Genomic DNA, 20,996 nt, shown 5'->3' with positions numbered 1-20,996 from the left:
TCTCAACGAGCCGGGTCGGGGCGCGCAGCGGGTCGGGGTGTGTTTCCTCGACCTGGACCGGTTCAAGGTCGTCAACGACACCCTCGGCCACCAGGTGGGCGACCGGTTGTTGACGATGGTGGCCGAGCGGCTGTGCCAGGACCTGGGCGAGCACCTGGTGGCCCGGCTCGGCGGCGACGAGTTCGTCATCCTGGTCGAACGTACCGGCGGCACCGAGGACATGGTGAAGGTCGCCGAGACCGCGTTGGCCGCGGTGCGTACCCCGGCTCTGGTCGACGGGCACGAGCTGCAGGTGTCGGCGAGCATCGGCATCGTGGAGCGACAGGTGGCCGGCGCCAATCCCAGCGACCTGATGCGGGCCGCCGACGCGACCCTGCACTGGGCGAAGTCGGCCGGCGGGGCGCGCTGGGCGCTCTACGACGCCGAACGCAGCAGACGCGAGCTGGCCCGGTACGCGCTCTCCGCGGCGATCCCGGCCGCGTTGGAGCGGGGCGAGTTCTACCTCGACTACCAGCCGTTGACGTCGCTGCGCGACGGCCGCCTGCTGGGCGTGGAGGCGCTGGTGCGGTGGCGCCATCCGGAGCTTGGGGTGCTGCGACCGGACAGCTTCATCGGGCTGGCCGAGGAGACCGGCCTGATCGTGCAACTGGGCGGGTGGGTGCTGGCCGAGGCGTGCCGGGAGGCCGAGGGGTGGTCGGCCGGCGGTGTCCAGGCGCCGTTCGTGAGCGTCAACCTGGCCGTTCGGCAGGTGCACCGGCCCGGGCTGGTGCAGGACGTGCTCGCCCTGCTGCGGCAGACCGGGCTGCCGCCGGAGCGGCTCCAGCTGGAGATCACCGAGAGCACGATGATGAGCACCGCCGAGGAGCCGGTACGCGCCCTGCGGGTGCTCGCCGACCTCGGGGTGCGGATCGCCATCGACGACTTCGGCACCGGCTACAGCAACCTGGCGTACCTGCGGGACCTGCCGGTGACCGAGTTGAAGGTGGCCGGGGAGTTCGTGGCCGGGCTGCGGTCGCCGACGGTCGGGCGTACCGACGAGCGGATCCTCGCCTCGCTGGTCTCGTTGGCGCACGCCCTGGATCTGACGGTGACGGCCGAGGGCGTGGAGACCGCCGGGCAGGCCGAACGGTTGCGGGCGATCGGCTGTGACGCCGCCCAGGGCTGGCACTTCGGCAAGCCCGCGCCCGCCGACCGCATCCTGGCCCGCATACGCTGAGCGGCGTCTGAGAGCCGGCGGGTAGACATCGTCTACGCCGACTGGTAGACACTGTCTATGAGCGAGGAGCGGGAGGCGGGCTTACGTGCACGCCTGGTCGCCGCCGGGGTGGACCTGGTGCTGCGCGAAGGCCAGTCGGCGGTGTCGCTGCGGGAGATCGCCCGCCGGGCCGGTGTCTCACACGGCGCGCCGCGCCGCTACTTCCCCACCCACGTCGACCTGCTCTCCGCCATCGCCCGGGAAGGCTTCACCGACCTCACCACCCGGGTCGAGGAGACGATGCGCGACGTCGACCCGGACCCGCGTACCCGACTGACCGCGCTGGCCCGGACGTACCTGGACTTCGCGGCGGCGCACCGCGGCATGTTCGAGCTGATGTTCCGACACGATCTGCTGGCCAGCGGCCGGCTGCGGCTACGCGAGACGAGCCTGCCGCTGTTCGCCGTCCTGGCCGACCTGGTGGCCCAGGCGCGCCGGCCGGGCGACACCCCCGCGTCGGTGCTGGCCGGCGCGCTCTGGGCAACCTGCACGGCATCGCCCAGCTCTGGGCCTGGGGCAGCCTGCCGCTGGCCACCGGCGTCACCGACGACGACGCCCTGCTGCGCGCCACGCTCGACGCCCACCTCGGCCCCGCCCCGCACTGAACCCGGAGGACACGTGCCCCTGCTGTACGAGCTCAGCAAACTGACCGTCGGCACCACGCTGCGGATGGGCTGGCGGCCCCGCCTGGAGGGCCTGGAGCATCTGCCCCGACAGGGCGGCGCGATCCTCGCCGGCAACCACCTGTCCGTCGCCGACGAGGTGTTCCTCGCCTGCCTGACACCCCGACACGTCACCTTCTGGGCCAAGGCCGAGTACTTCACCGGCCGAGGACCGGGCGGCTGGCTCAGCCGGCGGATCGTCGCCGGCATGGGCGCGATCAGGTCGAGCGCGCGGGCGGCCGGGCCGCCCTCACCGCCCTCGACGCCGCGGTGCCGGTGCTGCGCGCCGGCGGCCTGGTCGCCATCTATCCGGAGGGCACCCGCTCCCCCGACGGGCGGCTCTACCGGGGCCGGACCGGCATGACCCGGCTGGCCCGCGACGCCGGGGTGCCGATCATCCCGGTGGGCGTGCTCGGCACCGCCGAGGTGCTGCCGGTCGACGCGCGAGTGCCCCGCCGACACCCGGTCACCCTGCGGTTCGGTCCGCCGATTCCCGTCGCCGGCCGATCGACGGGCCACGCGACATCCGGATCGTCACCGACGAGGTCATGGCCGCGATCCAACGGCTGACCGCCCAGGAGTACGTGCCGCGCTACGCGCCACCCCGGGCGACCCCCACCTGAGCGACCCGGCGCTCAGCCGGCGAGCAGCGCCGCCATTCGTTGCGCCTGCGCCTCCCAGCGCCACTCCCGCTCCACCCACGCCCGACCGGCCGCGCCCAACTGACGGGCCAGGTCCCGGTCGGCGAGCAGGCGGGCAACCCGGTCGGCGAGCTGGGCGACGTCCCGCCCACGGACCACGTAACCGGTCTCGCCCTCACGGACCGCGTCCGGCGCGCCCCCGGAGTCGCCGGCCACCACCGGCAGGCCGGTCGCCGACGCTTCCAGGTAGACGATGCCCAGCCCCTCCACGTCGAGGCCCCGGTTGCGGGTGCGGCACGGCATCGCGTACACGTCGCCGGCCGCGTAGTGCGCCGGCAACTCGGCCGTCGGCACGGACCCGGTGAAGACCACGTCGCGTTCCACGTCGGTCTGCCGGGCCAGCTTCTCCAACGTCGCCCGGTACGGCCCGCCACCGACGATCAGCAGCGCCGCGTCGGGCACCCGACGGCGGATCTCCGGCAGCGCCCGGATCAGCATGTCCTGCCCCTTGCGTGGCACCAGCCGGGACACGCAGACCACCACCGGACGGTCGGTCAACCCCAGCCGGGCCCGCACCTGCTCACCGTCCACCGTGGGGTGGTAGGTGTCCACATCCACCCCGGGTGCCAGCCGGCTCAGCTCGGTCACCCCGTCGAGCACCCGGGCCAGCCGGGTGCGGGTGTACTCGCCGAGGTAGGTCGTGACGTCCACACCCCGACCGATGCGACGCAGCGCCGGCCGGGCCGCCGGCAACGCCGCCCACCCGACCTCGTGGCCGTGGGTCTGCGCCACCACCCGGCGTACGCCCGCCCGCCGGCGCAGACCGGCGGCGAGCAGGCCCCAGCGGGGCCGCCGCCCCGAACCACACCGTGTCGCAGTCGTACGCGCGGGCCAGCTTGGCCGCCCGGCGGGCGATCAGCGGGGTGGGCAGCAGCACCCGGGTGCGTTCCCGGATCACCTCGAACGGCTGGTCGGCGTCGAACTTCGCGGCACCGCGCCAGCTCGACGCGTAGACGACCACCGAGCCGGCCGGTTGACGCAGGGCGAGGTTGTGCACGAAGGACTGGATGCCGCCGGGGCGGGGCGGAAAATCGTTGGTGATCAGCAGTGTGCGACTCATCGGCCAGCCTCCCGGGCGTACGCGCGGGCGGCGGCCATCCGCTCCACGGTGGACGGGTGCGAGGCCGAGTAGAGGTATTCCCAGCGCGGCGGGTCGGGGTCGCCAAGGTTGACCGAACCGAGCCGACGCTGCATCGACTCGAAGGCCACCGGGTCACCGGTGAGCGCGAGCGCGTGCGCGTCGGCGCGCGCCTCCACCCGGCGCGACATCAGCGCCTGCACCGGCGCGGCGACCAACCCGGCCACCGTGACCAGGGCGACCAGCAGCGGGAACGCGCGTGGCTGGGCGACCGAGTCGACGCCGGCCAGCCGCAGCAACGGCCCCCACGAGCCGAGCAGGTAGAGCGCCACCACCGCCGCGGCGGCGCCCAGCGCCCCGGTCAGCGTGCCGACCGCGACGTCGGAGTCCTTCGCGTGCCCCAGCTCGTGCGCCACCACGGCGGTCACCTCGGCCGGCGTCGCCTCCCGCAGCAGCGTGTCGTAGACGACCACCCGCCGGGTCGGGCCGAGACCGGAGACGTACGCGTTGACCGCCCTGGTACGGCGGGACGCGTCGGCGACCAGCACGTCGCGCACCGGCACCCCGTCGCGGGCGGCCATGCTCATCAGCTCGGTGCGCAGCGGACCCTGCTCCATCGGGGTGAACCGGTTGAACACCGGCTCCACCAGCACCGGCAGCACGAACGACAGCAGCATTACCAGCAGGGCCGCGCCCGCCGCGCCGAACGCCCACCACCAGCGTGGCGCGAGCCGGATCACCGCGTAGAAGCCGAACAGCGCCACCGCGCCGATCACCGCGCTGACCGCGTACGACTTGAGCAGGTCGACGGCCCAGCCGCTCCAGCCGTTGGTGCTCAGCCCGTAACGGGTCAGGACGCTCTGCCGCCAGGCGGCGAAGGGAAGGGTGACCAGGTCGGCGACGAGCACCACGGCCAGTCCGCCGAGCACGGCCTGCGCGGCCCAGTGCCCGCCGAAGGGCCGGCCCACCACCTCGACCAGGCGGCTGCCCAGCGGGGTGAGCCCGAGCGCGAGAGCGACCAGCAGCCCGACGGCGAGCGCGGTGTAGCCGCCGGGGCGCAGGGCGGCACGGAACTCCCGCCCCTTGGCCACCTGTTCGGCGGGCAGGTCACGCAGCGCGGCGAGCTGGTCGGCCCGGGGCGCCGGCGGCCGGTGCCACGGGATGAGCAGCGCGGCGACCACCACCAGCGCGACGGTCAGCCCGGCCAGCGTCACCAGCGCCCACCCGCGCGGACTCACCGGCAGCTCACCGTCGTCGTCGACCGGCGGGCGTCACCGCCGCACCCGACGGACCGGCCGCCGTCGCGTCGTACCCCGCTCATCTGGCCGCTCCTCCCGCCGTGAGCGCCCATCCTATTGCCCACGAAAAGCACGCTCCGGGCGCGGTGTCGTGCTCAGGCGACCCGGCGGTCGGCGCGACGGCCGACGTCGCCGGGACGGTCGGGAGCGGCCAGCACCTCGACGTCGAAACCGGCCCGGGCGAGCACCTCGATCGCCTGGACCTCGGCGGCGACCAGCCCGGCCGCCGGGGACGTCTCGTCGAACAGGGCGGCCAGCAGGCAGCCGGAACAGCCGTCACCCCGCTTCGCGCACCCGTCGCAGTCGATGAGCATCACGCCTCCTGATCACTCGCGGCGCAGGGTCGGCGCCCTGTCGTCGCCACCCGAACACCGTCGGTCACATCGACGCTAACCACCGGGTACGACAGAACCGCCCCGACCGGCCGTTCGAGGGCGAGATCGACTCCAGTTCAGCGAAATCGGGCCATCCCGCCCGGCCGGACACCCCGACATCACCGAACCCGTGTCGATCATGCCGTGCGACGTTCCGCCGGCCGGTGCGCTCAGGAGCGGGCGAGGCGCCGCAGCAGCGAGTCCGCCCCGAGCGGGTACGCGCCATGGCGGCGTACCCCGTCGGCGACCTCGCGGTCCGAGGAGACCACGACCACCGGCCGCCCCGCCGGCTCGGCGCGGACCAGCCGCCGGATCAGTTCGTCGGCGGTCTCGCCCTTGCGGGAGAAGAGCACCCGCACGCCGCGCGGCGCGGGCGGCAGCCCGTGCATCCGTTCCGCGCCGTCGAAGACGACGGTGACCTCGTCGCCGGTCTGCGCGGCGATCCCGCCCAGCCCGGTGATCAGGCGCTTGCGCTGCTGCTCCAGGGACATCTCGCCGAAGCCGCGCTTGGTGACGTTGTAGCCGTCCACCACCAGGTGCGCCCGAGGCAGGGCGAGCAGCTGGTCGAGCCGGGCCGGGTCGTCGGTGTCGCGGGCGCGGGCGGCCGGGCCGGCCGCCGCGGTGCCGGACTGATCGGCGAACGCGTCGGCGACGAAGTCGGCGGGGAGCTTGTCCACCGGGTCGAGCGCCAGTTCGCGGCGCAGCCCCACGGCGGCCTGACCGATGGTCTCCAGCAGCAGCCAGAGCCGGGCGTCGTCGACCGAGCGCGCCTCCTTGGCACTGGCCCGGGCCACTCCGGCGGCGGCCTCCGCCTCGGCGAGCCGGGCACGGGCGCGGCGCAGCTCGGCGTCCACGTCGGCGCTGGCGCGGGCGGCTCGGCCGCGTTCGGTCGCCAGCAGCTCGGTGGCCTTGCGTTCGCGGGCCTGGGTCTCCCGCAGGGTGCGGGCCACCTGTCGGGACTCCTCGCGGAGCTGGCCAAGCTCCTCGCGGACCCGGGCCAGCTCGTCGCGGAGCTTCTCGGCCTCGACCCGGGCGACCGCCCGATCGTGCTCGGCGCGGGTGGCCCGCTGCTCGGCCTCGCGGACCAGCTCGGCGACGACGGCGCTGTCCGCCTCGGCGCGGACGGCCGCGCCGCTGGCGTCGATCAGCTCCCGCCAGCCACGCGGCCGGGCCAGGTAGGCCAGCGCCGCCACCTCGACCGGGTCGGCGGCGGCGGGCGCGGTGCCCTCGACGACGGCCGCGCCGAGGTCACCGGCGTCGGCCAGGACCCGGGCGGTGACCCACTGCCGGAACAGGGGTCGGCGGTGAGCTGGGCGGCGATGGCCGGGGCGCCGAGCCGGGCCCGCCGGTTGGGGGCGAACTTGGCCACCCGGCGCAGCGGCACCGGCACCTCGTCGGCGGGCAGCGTGGGCAGCACCGCGGCGGTCAACGCCACGATCCGCTGCCGGACCGGCTCGGGAAGGGTGGGCTCGGGTTCGATCGCCGACTCGCCACCCGGAAGCGACTCATCACCCGGGTCGCCCACGGCACCATCGCCCGCGACCGGATCCTCCTGCGGGAGGTGGTCGTCGTACGGCTCGGTGAGGGGCATGTGGCAAGTCTCCCACCGCGACCGGGCCCACCGCCCGGTGAGTGAGCCGATCTCTCATCCTACCCCCATGGTGACTGGTGGGACGGCTGCGACGGGAGTGTCGGACCGAGGCGCTAGCGTGCCGCCGATGGCACAGGCGGAGTACGTCCAGGAGTCACTGGCCGGTCTCGACCCGGCGGTGGGCGGGGTGGACCCGGCGCTGCCGCTCTACGCGACCACCTTCGTGGTGGTCGACCTGGAGACCACCGGCGGCGCGCCGGACGGAGGCGGCATCACCGAGATCGGCGCGGTCAAGGTGCGCGGCGGCGAGCAGTTGGGTGTGCTGGCCACCCTGGTCAACCCGGGGCAGCCGATCCCGCCGTTCATCACCGTGCTGACCGGCATCACACAGGCCATGCTGGTGCCGGCGCCGCCGATCGAGCAGGTGCTGCCGAGCTTCCTGGAGTTCATCGACGACGCGGTGCTGGTGGCCCACAACGCCCCGTACGACGTGGGCTTCCTCAAGGCCGCCTGTGCCAAGCACGGTTACCGCTGGCCCAACCCACGGGTGCTGGACACCGCGGCGCTGGCCCGCCGGGTGCTGACCCGCGACGAGGTGCCCAACCGCAAGCTGGGCACCCTGGCCGCGTACTTCCGCACCGCCACCCAACCCACCCACCGGGCGCTGGACGACGCGAAGGCCACCGTCGACGTGCTGCACGGGCTGATCGGTCGGCTCGGCGGGCACCGGGTGGACACGGTCGGCGACGCCATCGAGTTCGCCCGGGCGGTCACCCCGACCCAGCGGCGCAAACGACACCTGGCCGAGGGCCTGCCCAAGGTCCCCGGGGTCTACATCTTCCGGGCCGCCGACGACCGGCCGCTCTACGTCGGCACCTCCGTCGACATCGCCACCCGGGTCCGCAGCTACTTCACCGCCGGTGAGAAGCGGGCCCGGATCTCCGAGATGCTGGCCGCGGCCGAGCGGGTCGAGGCGGTGGAGTGCGCGCACTCGCTGGAGGCGGAGGTCCGCGAGCTGCGCCTGATCGCCGCGCACGCCCCGCCCTACAACCGGCGGTCGAAGTACCCGGAGCGGATGGTCTGGCTCAAGCTGACCGACGGTCCGTACCCTCGGCTGTCGATCGTCCGCGACCTCTCCCCCACCGACACCGCCTACCTCGGGCCGTTCACCTCCCGGCGGGCCGCCGAGCTGGCCGCCGCCGGTTTCCACGACGCGGTGCCGCTGCGCCAGTGCACGCACCGGCTCTCGCTGCGCACCGTCACGCCGGCCTGCGCGCTGGCCGAGCTCGGTCGCTGCCCGGCACCCTGCGAACACAGGATCACCCCCGAGGAGTACGACGACAGAGCCGCCGCGCCGTTCCGCACCGCCACCGCGAGCGACCCGCAGCGGGTGGTGGACGCGCTGCTGGCCCGCATCGACGTGCTCTCGGCGGACCAGCGCTACGAGGAGGCCGCCGTGGTGCGGTCCCGGCTGGCCGCTGTGCTGCGCGCCACCGTACGGATGCAACGGCTGGCCGCGCTGACCGGGATCGTCGAGCTGGCCGCGGCCCGCCCGGCGGCCCGGGGCGGCTGGGAGCTGGCCCTGGTCCGGCACGGACGGCTGGCCGGCGCGGGGGTGTCCCCGCCGGGGGTCCACCCGCGACCCACGCTGACCGCCATCCGGGCCACCGCCGAGACGGTGTCGGGCGGGCACGGGCCGGTGCCGGCGGCCACGGCGGAGGAGTCCGAGCGCATCCTGTCCTGGTTGGAACGTCCGGAGACCCGTCTGGTGGAGATGTCGTCCGGTTGGTCGTCGCCGGTGGGTGGCGCGGGCCGCTTCCGTGACCTGCTGGCGAAGGCCGAGAACGGCTCGTCTCACCAACTCTCGACCGAACGCCCATGACCAACTGACCGATCGGACTACGTCGACTCGCTTAGGCTGTTGGAGAAGTGCAGTCCTGCCCGATTCGTGGGCCTGCTCCCGGCCACCGGTTCCCGGCGGTCGAGGAGCCGGGGTGAGGAGGTGTCCCTCGTGGACGTCGACGCCGGACACGGCGCCGCCCTGGGGGGCGCCCTTCCGACCCAGCCAGGTGAGCTGCCGCTCGCCCGCCGGCTGCGGTCGTTGCTGACCTGGCCGACCACCGACTCCGACCCGGTCACGCACCTGGTCCGCACCCACCGCGGCATCCACGCCGGCACCGATCCCGCGGTGCTGCGCCGGGCGTACACCATCGCGGAGAACATGCACCGCGGGCAGTTCCGCAAGAGTGGTGAGCCCTACATCACCCACCCCCTCGCGGTGGCGCAGATCTGCGCGGAGCTGGGGATGGACACCACCACCCTGGTCGCGGCGCTGCTGCACGACACGGTGGAGGACACCCGCTACACGCTCCAGGCGCTCTCGGAGGACTTCGGCGGCGAGGTGGCCCACCTGGTCGACGGGGTGACCAAGTTCGACAAGGCGTTCTACGGCAAGGCCGCCGAGGCGGAGACGATCCGCAAGATGATCGTCGCGGCTGCCAAGGACGTCCGGGTGCTGATCATCAAGCTGGCCGACCGGCTGCACAACATGCGCACCCTCGGTGTGCGCTCCGCGTCGTCGCGGGAGCGGATCGCCCGTAAGACGCAGGAGGTGCTGGTCCCGCTCTGCGACCGGCTGGGCATCCAGACCCTCAAGCGCGAGCTGGACGACGTGGTGCTGCTGCACCTGGAGCCCGACGAGCACGCCCGACTGGCCCGGCACGTGCACGACCGGCCGGGCTGGGACGCGTACCTCGACTCGGTGGTCACCCGGGCCCGGGTGGCGTTGCGCCGCAGCCGGGTCGACGCCGAGGTGAGCCCACGCCCCCGGCACCTCTACTCGATCTGGAAGGACACCATCGCCGGCGGCCACAGCGCTCCGTACGACCTGCCGCGCATCGTGGTGGTGGTCGACGGCCCGGCCACCGACTGTTACGCCGCGTTGGGCGCGATCCACGGCACGTGGCGGCCCGTTCCCGGCCGTTTCAAGGACTTCATCGCCTCACCGAAGAACAACCTCTACCGCTCGCTGCACACCAGCGTCTGCGGCCCACAGGACCGCACGGTGGAGGTGCTGATCCGCACCGAGGAGATGCACCGTTCCGCCGAGTACGGCATCGCCGCCGACTTCCGCTTCCCCCGCTCGGGCAGCGGCAGTGCGGCGGCCCGCGCGGAGCAGTTGGACTGGCTGCGCCGGGTGCTCGACTGGGAGCCGGACGCCGCCGACCCGGCGCAGTTCCTCGAGTCGCTGCGCTGCGACCTCGCCGAGGGTCAGATCCAGGTCTTCGCCGACGGGCGACAGGTCGTGCTGCCGGCCGGCGCCACGCCCGTCGACCTCGCCTACGAGCTGGGCAACGAGCGCGGCGACCACTGCCTCGCCGCCCGGATCAACGGGCGGTTGGCTCCGTTGAGCTCGGAGCTGGACGAGGGCGACGTGGTGGAAATCTTCACCGAGAACGACGGGGACAACGGCTTCGAGGCGGGCGTGGCACCACGCGGCCCACGCCGGGAGTGGCTCAGCTTCGTCAAGTCACCGCACGCGCAGATGCAGATCAACCGCTGGTTCGCCGAGCACACCGAGCCGGGCATCACGATCAGCGACAAGGTGCGGCTCGGTCGGGCCACCATCGGGCTGGCCCTGCGTCAGCACAACCGGGGCCTCGCCAGTGACCTGCCGCTGCTGCGTCTCTCCGAAGAGCTGGGCTATCCCGACCTGGAGACCCTGCTCGTCGCGGTCTTCGACCGGGTGATCGAACCGGACACCGTGGTACGCCAGCTCATCGACCTGGTCGACCATCGACAGTGACCGGCCCGGCCCCAGCGCGTCCGAAGGACATTCGTGACCACTAGCCTGGAGTCATGATCCCCCGCTCCCGCGCCACCGGTCGGGCCATCTTCTACCAGGCCTTCTACCGGCTGCCCCTGCCGGTACGTCGACGCCTGGTCAAGCTGGCCGTGCCCAAGTACATCGTCGGCGCGGTCACCCTGGTGCGCGACTCCGAGGCGACGGGCGCGGGCCGGTTGTTGATGCTGCGCCAGCCGCCCGGCAAGGGCTGGTCGCTGCCCGCCGGCCTGCTCAACCGGGGCGAGGCGCCGGTGGTCGGCGCGGCCCGGGAGCTGTTCGAGGAGTCCGGCATCCGGCTGCCCCCGTCCCGGCTGCGCCCCGCCGTCCCGAACGCCATCGTGCACGCCAAGGGCTGGGTGGACGTGGTCTTCGAAACCGAGGTGCCGGCGTCCAGCACCGACCTCACCGTCGACGGCGGAGAGGTCTTCGAAGCCGCCTGGCATCCGCTGGACGACCTGCCCAAGCTGACCTGGCCGACCGCCCGGCTGCTCGCCTACTACGACATCGGGCCGCTGGCCGGGCAGTTTCCGCCGCCGGTGCCGGACACCACGCCGTGAGCGGGACGGCCGGCGTGCCGGCGGGGGTCTGCGCGGTGGTGCTCGCCGCCGGCGAGGGCACCCGGCTGCGCCCGCTGACCGAACGGGTCCCCAAGGCGCTGTGCCCGGTGGGCAACGTGCCGCTGCTGGACCGGGCGCTGGCCCGGCTGGCCGGGCTCGGCCTGACCGGACCCGGGCGCGTCGCGGTGAACGCGTGCTACCTCGCCGACCAGGTGGTCGCGCACGTCGGCGACCGCGCCCACCTGTCGGTGGAGCCCGGCGACCCGCTGGGCACCGCGGGCGGGGTGGCCAACCTGCGGGACTGGATCGACGGCCGGCCGGTGCTGGTCGGCAACGCCGACGCGTACCTCGCCGACCCGTCGGCTCCCCCGGGCCCCGACGTGGCCGCGCTGCTCGACGGCTGGGACGGGCACACCGTGCGCCTGCTCGGCCAGCCCGCCCCGGACCCGACGGCGCCGGGCACCTTCGACGGGTACTGCTTCACCGGCTTCTCGCTGCTGCCCTGGCGGCTGGTCCGCGACCTCCCGGTGGTTGTCTCCGACCTGGTACGCGCCCTCTGGCGGCCCGCCGAGGCGGCCGGCGACCTGGAGGTGGTGCCGTACCGGGGCACCTTCTACGACACCGGCACCCCGGCCGACTACCTCACGGCGAACCTGCACGCGGCGGCCGGCGGGGTGCTGGTCGACCCGTCCGCGGCGGTGACCGGTCGCTGCGTGGAGTCGGTGATCGGCGCCAAGGCCCGGGTGGACGGCGACGTGCGGCGCACCGTGGTGTGGCCGGGGGCGGTCGTACGCGACGGGGAACGGCTGCACGACGTGATCCGGTTCGGGGACGGCTGCACCGTGCCCGCCGCCGCGCACGGCTGAGCCGCGACGCCTCCCGCCTCCAGGCCCGGGCGGAAACATCTAGCATGGGCGACGACGCCGACGAACGGAGAAATGCCCCGTGATCACCGCGATCGTGCTGATCGACTGCGCCACCGACGCGATTCCCGAGGTGGCGGAGACCCTGGCCAACCTCCCCGGTGTCAGCGAGGTCTACTCGGTCGCCGGGCACGTCGACCTCATCGCCATCGTCCGGGTCCGCGAGTTCGACCAGATCGCCCAGGTCATCGCGGGCAGCATCTCGAAGGTGCCGGGCGTACTGAACACCGAGTCGCACATCGCGTTCCGGGCGTACTCGCAGCACGACCTGGAGGAGGCGTTCGCGATCGGCCTGGCCAGCGCCGACTGACCGCGCAGGGCCGGCCACCGGACGCACGGCGGCCGGCCCACCCGTACGGGTGGACCGGCCGTCTGCTGCCGCTACGTCAGCTTTCGCTGGGAGCCGGCGACTCGGTGGTGCCGCCGCCCGGAGCCGGCGACTCGGTCGTGCCACCCGGAGCCGGCGACTCGGTCGTCCCGCCCGGAGCCGGCGACTCGGTGCCACCCGGGCTGGGCGTACCGCTGGCGCTGGTCTGCGGGACCGGGATACCGAGCTGGTTGGCGAGCTGCACCAGCTCGTCGTAGTGCGTCTGCAACGTCGGCAGAGCGGTCTGGGCCAGCTGCACCACCGACTGCTCGGAGCCCTGCGAGATCTCCGTCTGGGTGGCCTGGATGGCCTGGACGTGGCCGGCCAGCTCACTGGTCACCCAGAGCCGGTCGAACTCCGCGCCGCTGGCGTTGTTCAGCTTGTCGATGACCGCCTGCTGATCGGCACTGGGCTCGTTCGGCAGTTCCACATTGAGCTGGGACGCGGTCTGCTGCACCGTCTGGTCCAGCTGGGTGTGGTCGGTCTTCAACATCGCACCCAGGTCCTTCACCCCCTGGTTCTGGCCCTTCTGCTGGGCCAGGTCACCGGCGGTGATCTCGAACAGGTTGACCTGGTGCACCGCCTGCAGATACTGGGTGTCCTGCGTCGACGGCTGTGCCGCGGCCTGCGCGGCCGCGGCCGGCGCAACGCCGACCAGTACCAGCGCGGCCAACAGGCCGAGGCGTTTGATACCCAACATGTTCCCCCCCTTGAGACGTTGGACCGCACGGATACCCGGCTCACCGGGGTTATTCCTGCGATCCCCCGGCGCGCGGGGTCGACCGGTCCCGTCGCCGCCGTCCGACTCCTGGCCGGATGGGCGGTGGAACCGGACACGACGGGGCGATCGGGCGGTCAGCGGCGGCTCTCGCCGCTGCCGATCGCCTCGCGCTCGGGCCGGGCCTCGACCGGCGGGTGACCCGGCGAGACCGGCGCCTCGACCGGCTTCTCGATCGGGTAGAAGAAGCCCCGGATGGCCGGGCCGAGGGCACCGAGCCGGTTCATCTTCTTGGGCACCACCCAGCCGACGTACCCCAGCTCACCGTGGCCGTCCGCGTGCCCGTTGGACGCGCTGAGCGGCTGGTGCACCTCGACGAACCGGCCGTCCGGCAGACGCCGGATGATGCCGGTCTCGACGCCGTGCGCGAGCACCTCCCGGTCGTGCTGCTGCAGACCCAGGCAGAGCCGGTAGGTGATGTAGTACGCCAGCGGCGGGGCCACCAGCAGGCCGATCCGGCCCGCCCAGGTCATCGCGTTCAGGCTGATCTGGAACTTGTCCGCGATCACGTCGTTGCCACCCGACAGGGTGAGCACCACGTAGAACGCGACGGCCATGGCGCCGACGGCGGTCCGGGCCGGAACGTCCCGGGGCCGCTGGAGCAGGTTGTGGCTCTTGCGGTCCTTGAGGTGCCGGGCCTCCAGGAACGGGTACATCGTCGACAGGCCGACCAGGATGCCGGGCAGCACGACCGTCGGCCAGAACAGCGGCGGAATCACGTACCCGTCGCCGATCGGGATGTTGATCTCCCAGGCCGGCATGAGTCGGGTCGAGCCGTCGAGGAACATGACATACCAGTCGGGCTGGCTGGCGGCCGAGACCACCCACGCCTCGTACGGGCCGAACAGCCAGATCGGGTTGATCTGGAACAGACCGCCCATCAGCGCGATGACGCCGAAGACGACCATGAAGAAGCCGCCCTGCTTCAGCGCGTACCGCGGGAACATCCGCTCGCCGACCACGTTGTTGTTGGTCCGGCCGGGGCCGGGCCACTGGGTGTGCTTCTGCTTGAAGACCAGACCCAGGTGGACGCTGATCAGCGCGACCAGCAGACCCGGGATGAGCAGCACGTGGGCGATGAAGAACCGGCTGATGATGATCGTGCCCGGGAACTCGCCACCGAAGATCGACGAGGTGACCCAGGATCCGATCACCGGGATGGACAGCATGATCGCCGAGGCGATCCGCAGGCCGGTGCCGGACAGGCCGTCGTCAGGCAGCGAGTAGCCGGTGAAGCCGGCCAGGAAGCCGACCCAGAACAGCAGCGAGCCGATGATCCAGTTGGTCTCCCGCGGCTTGCGGAAGGCACCGGTGAAGAACACCCGCAGCATGTGCACGACGATCGCGGCCATGAACAGCAGCGCCGCCCAGTGGTGCATCTGCCGCATCACCAGACCACCGCGGACGTCGAACGAGATGTCCAGGCTGGAGGCGTACGCGGCGGACATCGGGGTGCCCTGCAACGGCGCGTAGCTGCCGTCGTAGACCACCTCGGTCATCGCCGGCTCGAAGAAGAAGGTGAGGAACACACCGGTCAGCAGCAGCACGACGAACGAGAACAGCGCGATCTCGCCGAGCAGGAAGGACCAGTGGTCCGGGAAGACCTTGTTCAGCAGCTTGCGCAGCGGGGTGGCCACCGCGAAGCGGTCGTCCACTCCCACCGCGGCCTTGCCCGGCGTCGCCGCAAGGTCAAACTTTCGACGCTTCATGGCCGCTCCCAGAAATCAGGCCCGACGGTCTCGGTGTAGTCGGACTTCGCCACGAAGAAGCCCTCGGAGTCCACCTCGATCGGCAGCTGCGGCAGCCGCCGGCTGGCGGGGCCGAAGACGGGCCGGGCGTTGTCGGTGATCAGGAACTGGGACTGGTGGCAGGGGCAGAGCAGCCGGTTGGTCTGCTGCTCGAACAGGCTGGCCGGGCAACCAGCGTGCGTGCAGACCTTGGAGAACGCCGCATAGTTGCCCCACATGTAGTCGCCGTGGCCGATCCGCTCGTTGGCCCGGCGCGACGCCTGCGCGTCGGAGTCCCGCAGGTGGATCAGGAGCGTCGGCGAGTCGGCGTGCCTGTTGCTCACGCCGTGTTCGATGCCGGGGAAGACGGTCAGCTGACCACCGGAGCTGATGTCCGCCGGGCGCACCGGGCGGCCGTCCTCACGGACCAGGCGGATCCGCTCGCCGCCCTCGGCCGCGTGGAAGCCGGTGGTGAACATCTGGTTGTTCTTGTGCGGGTGCGAGATCAGACCGCCGACCAGAGGCGCCGCGGCGACCGCGGCGACCGGCGCGAGGCCGGCCAGCAGCGAGATGCCGAGCAGCGGACGACGCTTCACACCCAACTCGTCGGCCATGTAGAGCATGGTCTGACCGGTGATGGTGCGGCCTTCCTCGTCCACCGCGCCCTCGTGCCGGTCCTGGATCGAGACCTCCTTGGGCAGCAACTTCTTGCCCCAGGTCAGGATGCCGAAGCCGATGCCCAGCAGGGCCACGCCGAGGGTGAGCCCGAGCAGCGGGGTGTAGAACTTGTCGCCGCCACGGCCCGGCTCGTACTTCCACGGCCACCAGATGTAGATGGCCAGGAAGGCGGTCGCCGCCAGGCCGGTGATCAGGAAGAACCCGGCCACGACCCGGGCCAGCCGGCGCTCGGCCTTCGTGCCGGGCAGCACCTGCGGCTCGTAGTGCACGATCTCGATGTCGTCCCGACGCGCGCCCTCGCGGACGATGTCGAACCGGGTCAGCTTGGGGTCGTTCACGTCGAGCGGCTCCTGGCCCTGCGGGGCCTGGTGCTCGGTGTGGGTGCTCATGCCGTCACCTCGCTACGGGTGGCGCCGAGCGGCACCACAGCACTGAATCGGACGATCCGCTCGGTCACGACTTGCCCGCAATCCACAGGCTGGCGAAGACGAGCGCCACGATGCCAACCAGGAAGATCGCCAGGCCCTCGGTGGACGGCCCGTACCGACCGAGGTTGAACCCACCCGGGTCCTGGTCGTGCTTCAGCGTCTCCTGGATGTACGCGATGATGTCGGCCTTCTGCTCCGGCCGGAGCTGGTTGTCGCCGAACACCGGCATGTTCTGCGGGCCGCTCAGCATCGCCGCGTAGATCTGACGGTCGGTTGCCGGGCGCAGGCTCGGGGCGAACTTGCCCGAGGAGAGCGCGCCGCCACCGCCACCGAAGGCGTGGCACTGCGAGCAGTTGATCCGGAACAGCTCACCGCCGGCCGCGACGTTGCCGCCCTCGCGCAGCTCGTCGCCCTCCGGCACGACCGGGCCGCCACCGAGCTCCTGGATGTACTGGGCCAGCTGGCGGGTCTGCTCGTCGGTGAAGAGCGGAGGCTTGCGGTGCGCCTGGGCCTCCTGCCGCGCGAGCGGCATCCGGCCCGAGCTGACCTGGAACTCGACCGAGGCCGCGCCGACGCCGATCAGGCTCGGCCCGCGGCCCTCGACACCCTGGGCGTTGCGTCCGTGGCAGGTCACACAGCTCACATCGAACAGCGCCTTGCCCTCGGCAGCGGCGCCGGTCAGCGGCGGGTTGTCCTGTGCCTGCGCACCGGGGGCGAAGACGGTGTAGGCGCCGCCGGCGAGCATCAGCGCGGCGAACAGCCGGACCGCGGCGCCCAGCCGGCGGCGGCCCCTGCTGCGCGCGGCGGGCCGCCCGCGCAACCGCGCGAGCAGGCCGCGTCGGCGGTCGTTGTCAGAAGTCATGAGCTGTGTCCTTAACCGGTTGGACCTTGTCTCAGGGGACGGAGCAGCGGCGCGGTTCGTGACGCGCCAAGATCACTGAAGCCAGTAGATCATGGCGTACAGCCCGATCCACACGACGTCGACGAAGTGCCAGTAGTAGGACACGACGATCGCCGAGGTCGCCTGCGCCGGCGTGAACCGGCCCATGGTCGTACGGACCATGAAGATGATGAAGGCGATCAGACCGCCGGTCACGTGCAGGCCGTGGAAGCCGGTGGTCAGGTAGAACATCGATCCGTAACCGTCTTCGTTGATCTTGACGCCGTCGGCGACCAGGTGCCGGTACTCGTTCAGCTGGCCGAGCACGAAGATCAGGCCCATCACGAAGGTGACGGTGAACCAGCGCCGGAGCGCGTGCACGTCACCCTTCTCCGCCGCGAAGACACCGAGCTGGCACGTCACCGACGAGAGCACCAGGATCACGGTGAAGGTGGTCGCGTACGGGATGTTCAGGTGCTCGGTGTGCTTCTCCCACTGCTCCGGCGCAGCCGCGCGGATCGAGAAGTACATCGCGAACAGCGCCGCGAAGAACATGAGTTCGCTGGAGAGCCACACGATCGTCCCGACGCTGACCATGTTTGGTCGGGTCAGAGAGTGGATCCGGCTCTTGTCAATGGCTGGGGCCGCAGTCACGCCGTCATTATTGCCCCTGACCGGGGCCGGCGATCAGCGGGGTGCCAAACCCGCGCCTTCCGTGGCCCGAGCGTCAGGGTCCGGTTCGCCTGGCCTAGCCTGAAAAGCGTGCTGCACGTCGATTCGATCTTCGCCGCCACCTCGGCACCGCCGCCGTTCACCGTCGGCGCGGTGTTGACCGAGACCCGGCTGGACAGCTGGCTTGCCCTCAGCCTGGTGCTCGCGGCCGGCCTGTACCTCTACGGGGTGTACCGGCTGCGCGTGCGCGGCGACCGCTGGCCGGCCGCCCGGACGGTGTCCTTCCTCGGTCCCGGCCTGGGCGGCATCGCGCTGGTCACGGTCAGCGGCCTGCACGCGTACGACACCGCGCTGCTGTCGGTGCACATGATCCAGCACATGGTGCTCTCCATGGTGGCGCCGATCTTCCTGGCGCTGGGCGCGCCGATGACGTTGGCCCTGCGCACCCTGCCGGTCGGCCCGCGCCGGCGCCTGCTCGCGATCGTGCACAGCCGCGTCGCCCGGGTGTACAGCTTCCCGCTGGTGGCGTTCGCCATCTTCGTGGTCAACCCGTTCGCGCTGTACTTCAGTGACCTGTACCGCTTCACCCTGGAACACGCGTGGGCGCACGAGCTGGTGCACGCGCACTTCATCATGACCGGCTGCGTCTTCTTCTGGCCGCTGCTCGGGCTCGACCCACTGCCGGGGCGCTGGCCGTACCCGGCGCGGGCGCTGCTGATGCTGCTCTCCGTGCCGTTCCACACCGTGCTCGGGCTCACCATCATGCAGAGCAGCACGCTCTTCGGCGGCGACTGGTACCCGTCGCTCAACCTGAGCTGGTCCGACCCCTGGGACGACCAGGTGGTCGCCGGCGGCATCCTGTGGGCCGGCGGCGAGTTCGTCAGCGTCACCATGCTCGCCGTGCTGGTGGTGCAGTGGGTCAAGCAGTCCGAGCGGGAGGCACGCCGGGTCGACCGGGAACTGGACCGCCAGGAGGCCCGCGAGCGCGCCGCCGGCCCCGCAGCCGTCTGAGCTGGGCGGACGGCACCGCGGACGGCCGGCGTCGGGCGGGATGTCGACTACGTCACGTCGACCGGTACGATCGGCGGGCAGCTACGAGGTGGAAGCGGAGTGCCGGCATGAGCGATCGTCTTTGCACCGTTTTGCTCTACAGCGACGACCCGCAGGTCCGTGACCGGATGCGGCTCGCCGTCGGCACCCGGCCCGCGCCCGGGCTGCGGATCGAGTTCGTCGACGCGTCGACGTACGCCGAGACCATCCGGCTGGTCGACGACTACGAGATCGACCTGCTGCTGCTCGACGGCGAGGCCAGCCCCGGCGGCGGCATCGGCATCGCCCGACAGATCAAGGACGACCGGGACGACGCTCCCCCGACCTGCCTGGTGATCGCCCGCGCCGCCGACCGATGGCTCGCCGCGTACGCCGAGGTCGACGCGACGCTGGTGCACCCGCTCGACCCGGTGACCACCGGCGGCACGGTGGCCGAGCTGCTGCGGACGCACGCACCCGCCTGACGTCCCCCGCTCTCCGGCACCGCCACGGCGCTGGACGAGTCGGCGCCGGTTCCAGCCCACCCGCACTTCGCACGCTCGGGAGGCCCGCCATGGGCGATCGGACCTGGCCGCACCTGCTCAACTCGCTGCTGCGCGGCGAGGAGCTGTCCACCGCTGACACCGCCTGGGCGATGGGCGAGATCATGGCCGGCTCGGCGGGCGCCGCGCAGGTCGCCGGCTTCGCCGTGGCGCTGCGGGCCAAGGGTGAGACCTCGGCCGAGCTGGCCGGGCTGGTGGAGACGATGCTCAGCAGGGCCGTCCCGGTGGACCTCCCCGACGAGCTGCGCTCCACGGCGCTGGATGTGGTCGGCACCGGTGGTGACCTCGCCCACACGGTCAACATCTCCACGATGGCCGCGCTGGTCGTGGCGGGCGCCGGCGTCCGGGTGGTCAAGCACGGCAACCGGGCGGCGTCGTCCTCCTGCGGCACGGCCGACCTGCTGGAGTTCCTCGGCGTCCCACTCGACCTCGACCCGGACGCGATCGTCCGCTGCGTCACCGAGGCCGGCATCGGGTTCTGCTTCGCGGCCCGGTTCCACCCCGGTATGCGCCACACCGGGCCGGTCCGCCGGGAGCTGGGCGTACCCACCGTCTTCAACTTCCTCGGCCCGCTGACCAACCCGGCCCGGCCCCGCGCCGGCGCCGTGGGCTGCTTCGACTCCCGGATGGCCCCGGTGATGGCCGGCGTGTTCGCCGCCCGGGGCGACTCGGTGCTGGTGATGCGCGGCGAGGACGGGCTGGACGAGTTCACCACCGCCGCGCCGACCCGGATCTGGGCGGCTCAGGGCGGCACCGTACGCGAGGCCGTGCTGGACGCGACGGACCTGGGGGTGCCCCGGGCCACCCTCGCTGACCTGCGCGGCGGTGACGCCGCCTACAACGCCGGCGTGGCCCGTCGCCTGCTGGCCGGCGAGACGGGTCCGGTCCGGGACGCGGTGCTGGTCAACGCGGCGGCGGCGCTGGCCACCCAGGGTCCGCTGGACGGCGACCTGACCGAGGCGTTGCGCGCCGGCCTGGACCGCGCCGCCGAGTCGATCGACTCCGGTGCGGCGGCCGCGACCCTCGACCGCTGGATCGAGGCCGCCACCGCCGGCTGACCTCGGCGCGGCGCGGGACCCACCGGCGGGTGGCGTCCCGCCGTGATCGACCCGGGTTCCTGAAATCCACGGTGTCCAGCTGGACCGGATCCCCCGACTTCAGGGAAGTCGAGTCGATCACGCCCGTCGGACACCGGCGCGAACCTACGACGGCGTCTCCCGGCCACGGCGCGCGAAAATTGTCGGACCCGGGTGGGAAAGTACAGCGGAGTAGTTCTCCGCTCCCGTCTGTGCGTCGCTGTCGCGTCCGGGGGCGGTTCGACCGAAGTGAGAAGGAGACGCCCGTGTCGCACCGCGACCTCTACTGCGATGTCTGCGAGGGCGTGGCACCGTTCGAGGCGCCGCCCTGCGTCGACGACCACGGCACCGACTGTCCCGAGCTGATCTGCACCGGCTGCGGCGCGGCGGTGCTGATCGCCACGTTCCCCGCCCCGGTCACCCGGCTGGCCGAGCCGCCGACGCCGCCAGCCCGCCCGCCGCCACGCCCGCCTGACCACCCCGCGCCACCCGGCGCCACGCAACCGCCCGGCGCG

General features: G+C 72.5%; 17 protein-coding genes and 4 pseudogenes. 12 read left to right on the top strand and 9 right to left on the bottom strand.

All coding sequences use genetic code 11. From position 1 onward, the window contains the following. The 3 genes and pseudogenes from JNW91_RS19795 to JNW91_RS19785 all read left to right on the top strand — a co-directional run. The coding region (locus tag JNW91_RS19795) for a putative bifunctional diguanylate cyclase/phosphodiesterase (RefSeq protein ID WP_203177018.1) at window positions 1-1,216 on the top strand (1,216 nt) is incomplete at its 5' end. 57 nt (window positions 1,217-1,273) lie between these two features. Then, window positions 1,274-1,681, top strand: a pseudogene (locus JNW91_RS19790) (TetR/AcrR family transcriptional regulator); the annotation flags it as partial. 192 nt (window positions 1,682-1,873) lie between these two features. After that, window positions 1,874-2,540, top strand: a pseudogene (locus JNW91_RS19785) (lysophospholipid acyltransferase family protein). 12 nt (window positions 2,541-2,552) lie between these two features. Here the strand turns inward: JNW91_RS19785 and JNW91_RS19780 are convergent. From JNW91_RS19780 to JNW91_RS19765, 4 genes and pseudogenes are all read right to left on the bottom strand, one after another. Then, window positions 2,553-3,678 (bottom strand): annotated as a pseudogene (locus JNW91_RS19780) (glycosyltransferase family 4 protein). Further along, complete coding sequence (locus tag JNW91_RS19775; protein ID WP_203177017.1) at window positions 3,675-4,934, bottom strand: M48 family metallopeptidase; 1,260 nt, start codon at window positions 4,932-4,934, stop codon at window positions 3,675-3,677. Before JNW91_RS19775 ends, JNW91_RS19780 begins: the two are co-directional and overlap by 4 nt. A gap of 155 nt (window positions 4,935-5,089) precedes the next feature. Further along, window positions 5,090-5,308, bottom strand: a complete 219-nt coding sequence (locus JNW91_RS19770) for a hypothetical protein (RefSeq protein ID WP_203177016.1) — start codon at window positions 5,306-5,308, stop codon at window positions 5,090-5,092. A gap of 230 nt (window positions 5,309-5,538) precedes the next feature. Continuing rightward, a pseudogene (locus JNW91_RS19765) lies at window positions 5,539-6,959 on the bottom strand (NYN domain-containing protein). A 127-nt stretch (window positions 6,960-7,086) separates the two neighbouring features. Between JNW91_RS19765 and JNW91_RS19760 the strand changes: the two are divergent. The 5 genes from JNW91_RS19760 to JNW91_RS19740 all read left to right on the top strand — a co-directional run bounded on the left by JNW91_RS19760 (window position 7,087) and on the right by JNW91_RS19740 (window position 12,593). Further along, entirely contained in the window at window positions 7,087-8,841 is a 1,755-nt protein-coding gene (locus JNW91_RS19760) for a DEDD exonuclease domain-containing protein (RefSeq protein ID WP_203177015.1), read from the top strand. 129 nt (window positions 8,842-8,970) lie between these two features. Beyond that, window positions 8,971-10,764, top strand: a complete 1,794-nt coding sequence (locus JNW91_RS19755; protein WP_203177020.1) for a RelA/SpoT family protein — start codon at window positions 8,971-8,973, stop codon at window positions 10,762-10,764. 53 nt (window positions 10,765-10,817) lie between these two features. Next, window positions 10,818-11,360, top strand: coding sequence for an NUDIX hydrolase (locus tag JNW91_RS19750; RefSeq protein WP_203177014.1), 543 nt, complete (start codon window positions 10,818-10,820; stop codon window positions 11,358-11,360). After that, window positions 11,357-12,226, top strand: a complete 870-nt coding sequence (locus tag JNW91_RS19745; RefSeq protein WP_203177013.1) for a nucleotidyltransferase family protein — start codon at window positions 11,357-11,359, stop codon at window positions 12,224-12,226. Before JNW91_RS19750 ends, JNW91_RS19745 begins: the two co-directional genes overlap by 4 nt. Before the next feature lie 79 nt (window positions 12,227-12,305). After that, entirely contained in the window at window positions 12,306-12,593 is a 288-nt protein-coding gene (locus JNW91_RS19740; RefSeq protein ID WP_088988344.1) for an Lrp/AsnC family transcriptional regulator, read from the top strand. 76 nt (window positions 12,594-12,669) lie between these two features. Here JNW91_RS19740 and JNW91_RS19735 read toward each other — a convergent pair whose 3' ends face one another. From JNW91_RS19735 to ctaE, 5 genes are all read right to left on the bottom strand, one after another. After that, complete coding sequence (locus JNW91_RS19735; protein WP_203177012.1) at window positions 12,670-13,350, bottom strand: DUF4142 domain-containing protein; 681 nt, start codon at window positions 13,348-13,350, stop codon at window positions 12,670-12,672. Between the two features lie 155 nt (window positions 13,351-13,505). After that, complete coding sequence (qcrB, locus tag JNW91_RS19730) at window positions 13,506-15,137, bottom strand: cytochrome bc1 complex cytochrome b subunit (protein ID WP_203177011.1); 1,632 nt, start codon at window positions 15,135-15,137, stop codon at window positions 13,506-13,508. Further along, the gene (gene qcrA, locus JNW91_RS19725; RefSeq protein ID WP_203177010.1) at window positions 15,134-16,222 is read right to left on the bottom strand and encodes a cytochrome bc1 complex Rieske iron-sulfur subunit; all 1,089 of its coding nucleotides are present in this window, start codon (window positions 16,220-16,222) and stop codon (window positions 15,134-15,136) included. The genes qcrB and qcrA overlap by 4 nt, the downstream gene beginning before the upstream one ends. Before the next feature lie 64 nt (window positions 16,223-16,286). Then, complete coding sequence (gene qcrC, locus JNW91_RS19720) at window positions 16,287-17,123, bottom strand: cytochrome bc1 complex diheme cytochrome c subunit (protein ID WP_203177009.1); 837 nt, start codon at window positions 17,121-17,123, stop codon at window positions 16,287-16,289. A 72-nt stretch (window positions 17,124-17,195) separates the two neighbouring features. Beyond that, complete coding sequence (gene ctaE / locus JNW91_RS19715; protein WP_203177008.1) at window positions 17,196-17,795, bottom strand: aa3-type cytochrome oxidase subunit III; 600 nt, start codon at window positions 17,793-17,795, stop codon at window positions 17,196-17,198. 108 nt (window positions 17,796-17,903) lie between these two features. Here ctaE and JNW91_RS19710 point away from each other — a divergent pair, with 108 nt between their 5' ends. From JNW91_RS19710 to JNW91_RS19695, 4 genes are all read left to right on the top strand, one after another. Further along, complete coding sequence (locus tag JNW91_RS19710; RefSeq protein ID WP_407664353.1) at window positions 17,904-18,824, top strand: cytochrome c oxidase assembly protein; 921 nt, start codon at window positions 17,904-17,906, stop codon at window positions 18,822-18,824. Between the two features lie 107 nt (window positions 18,825-18,931). Continuing rightward, a complete protein-coding gene (locus tag JNW91_RS19705) occupies window positions 18,932-19,327 on the top strand; it encodes a response regulator (RefSeq protein ID WP_139585787.1) in 396 nt (131 codons plus the stop codon). A gap of 89 nt (window positions 19,328-19,416) precedes the next feature. Continuing rightward, window positions 19,417-20,463, top strand: coding sequence for an anthranilate phosphoribosyltransferase (gene trpD, locus JNW91_RS19700; RefSeq protein WP_203177007.1), 1,047 nt, complete (start codon window positions 19,417-19,419; stop codon window positions 20,461-20,463). 284 nt (window positions 20,464-20,747) lie between these two features. Further along, window positions 20,748-20,996 (top strand): hypothetical protein (locus JNW91_RS19695; RefSeq protein ID WP_203177021.1); only part of this gene is annotated, 249 nt, incomplete at its 3' end.

The organism is Micromonospora parastrephiae (assembly GCF_016802865.1).
GTDB classification, from domain to species: domain Bacteria; phylum Actinomycetota; class Actinomycetes; order Mycobacteriales; family Micromonosporaceae; genus Micromonospora; species Micromonospora parastrephiae.
The sequence above is the reverse complement of the archived record's forward strand: the minus strand, read 5'-3'. Positions and strand labels throughout refer to the sequence as shown.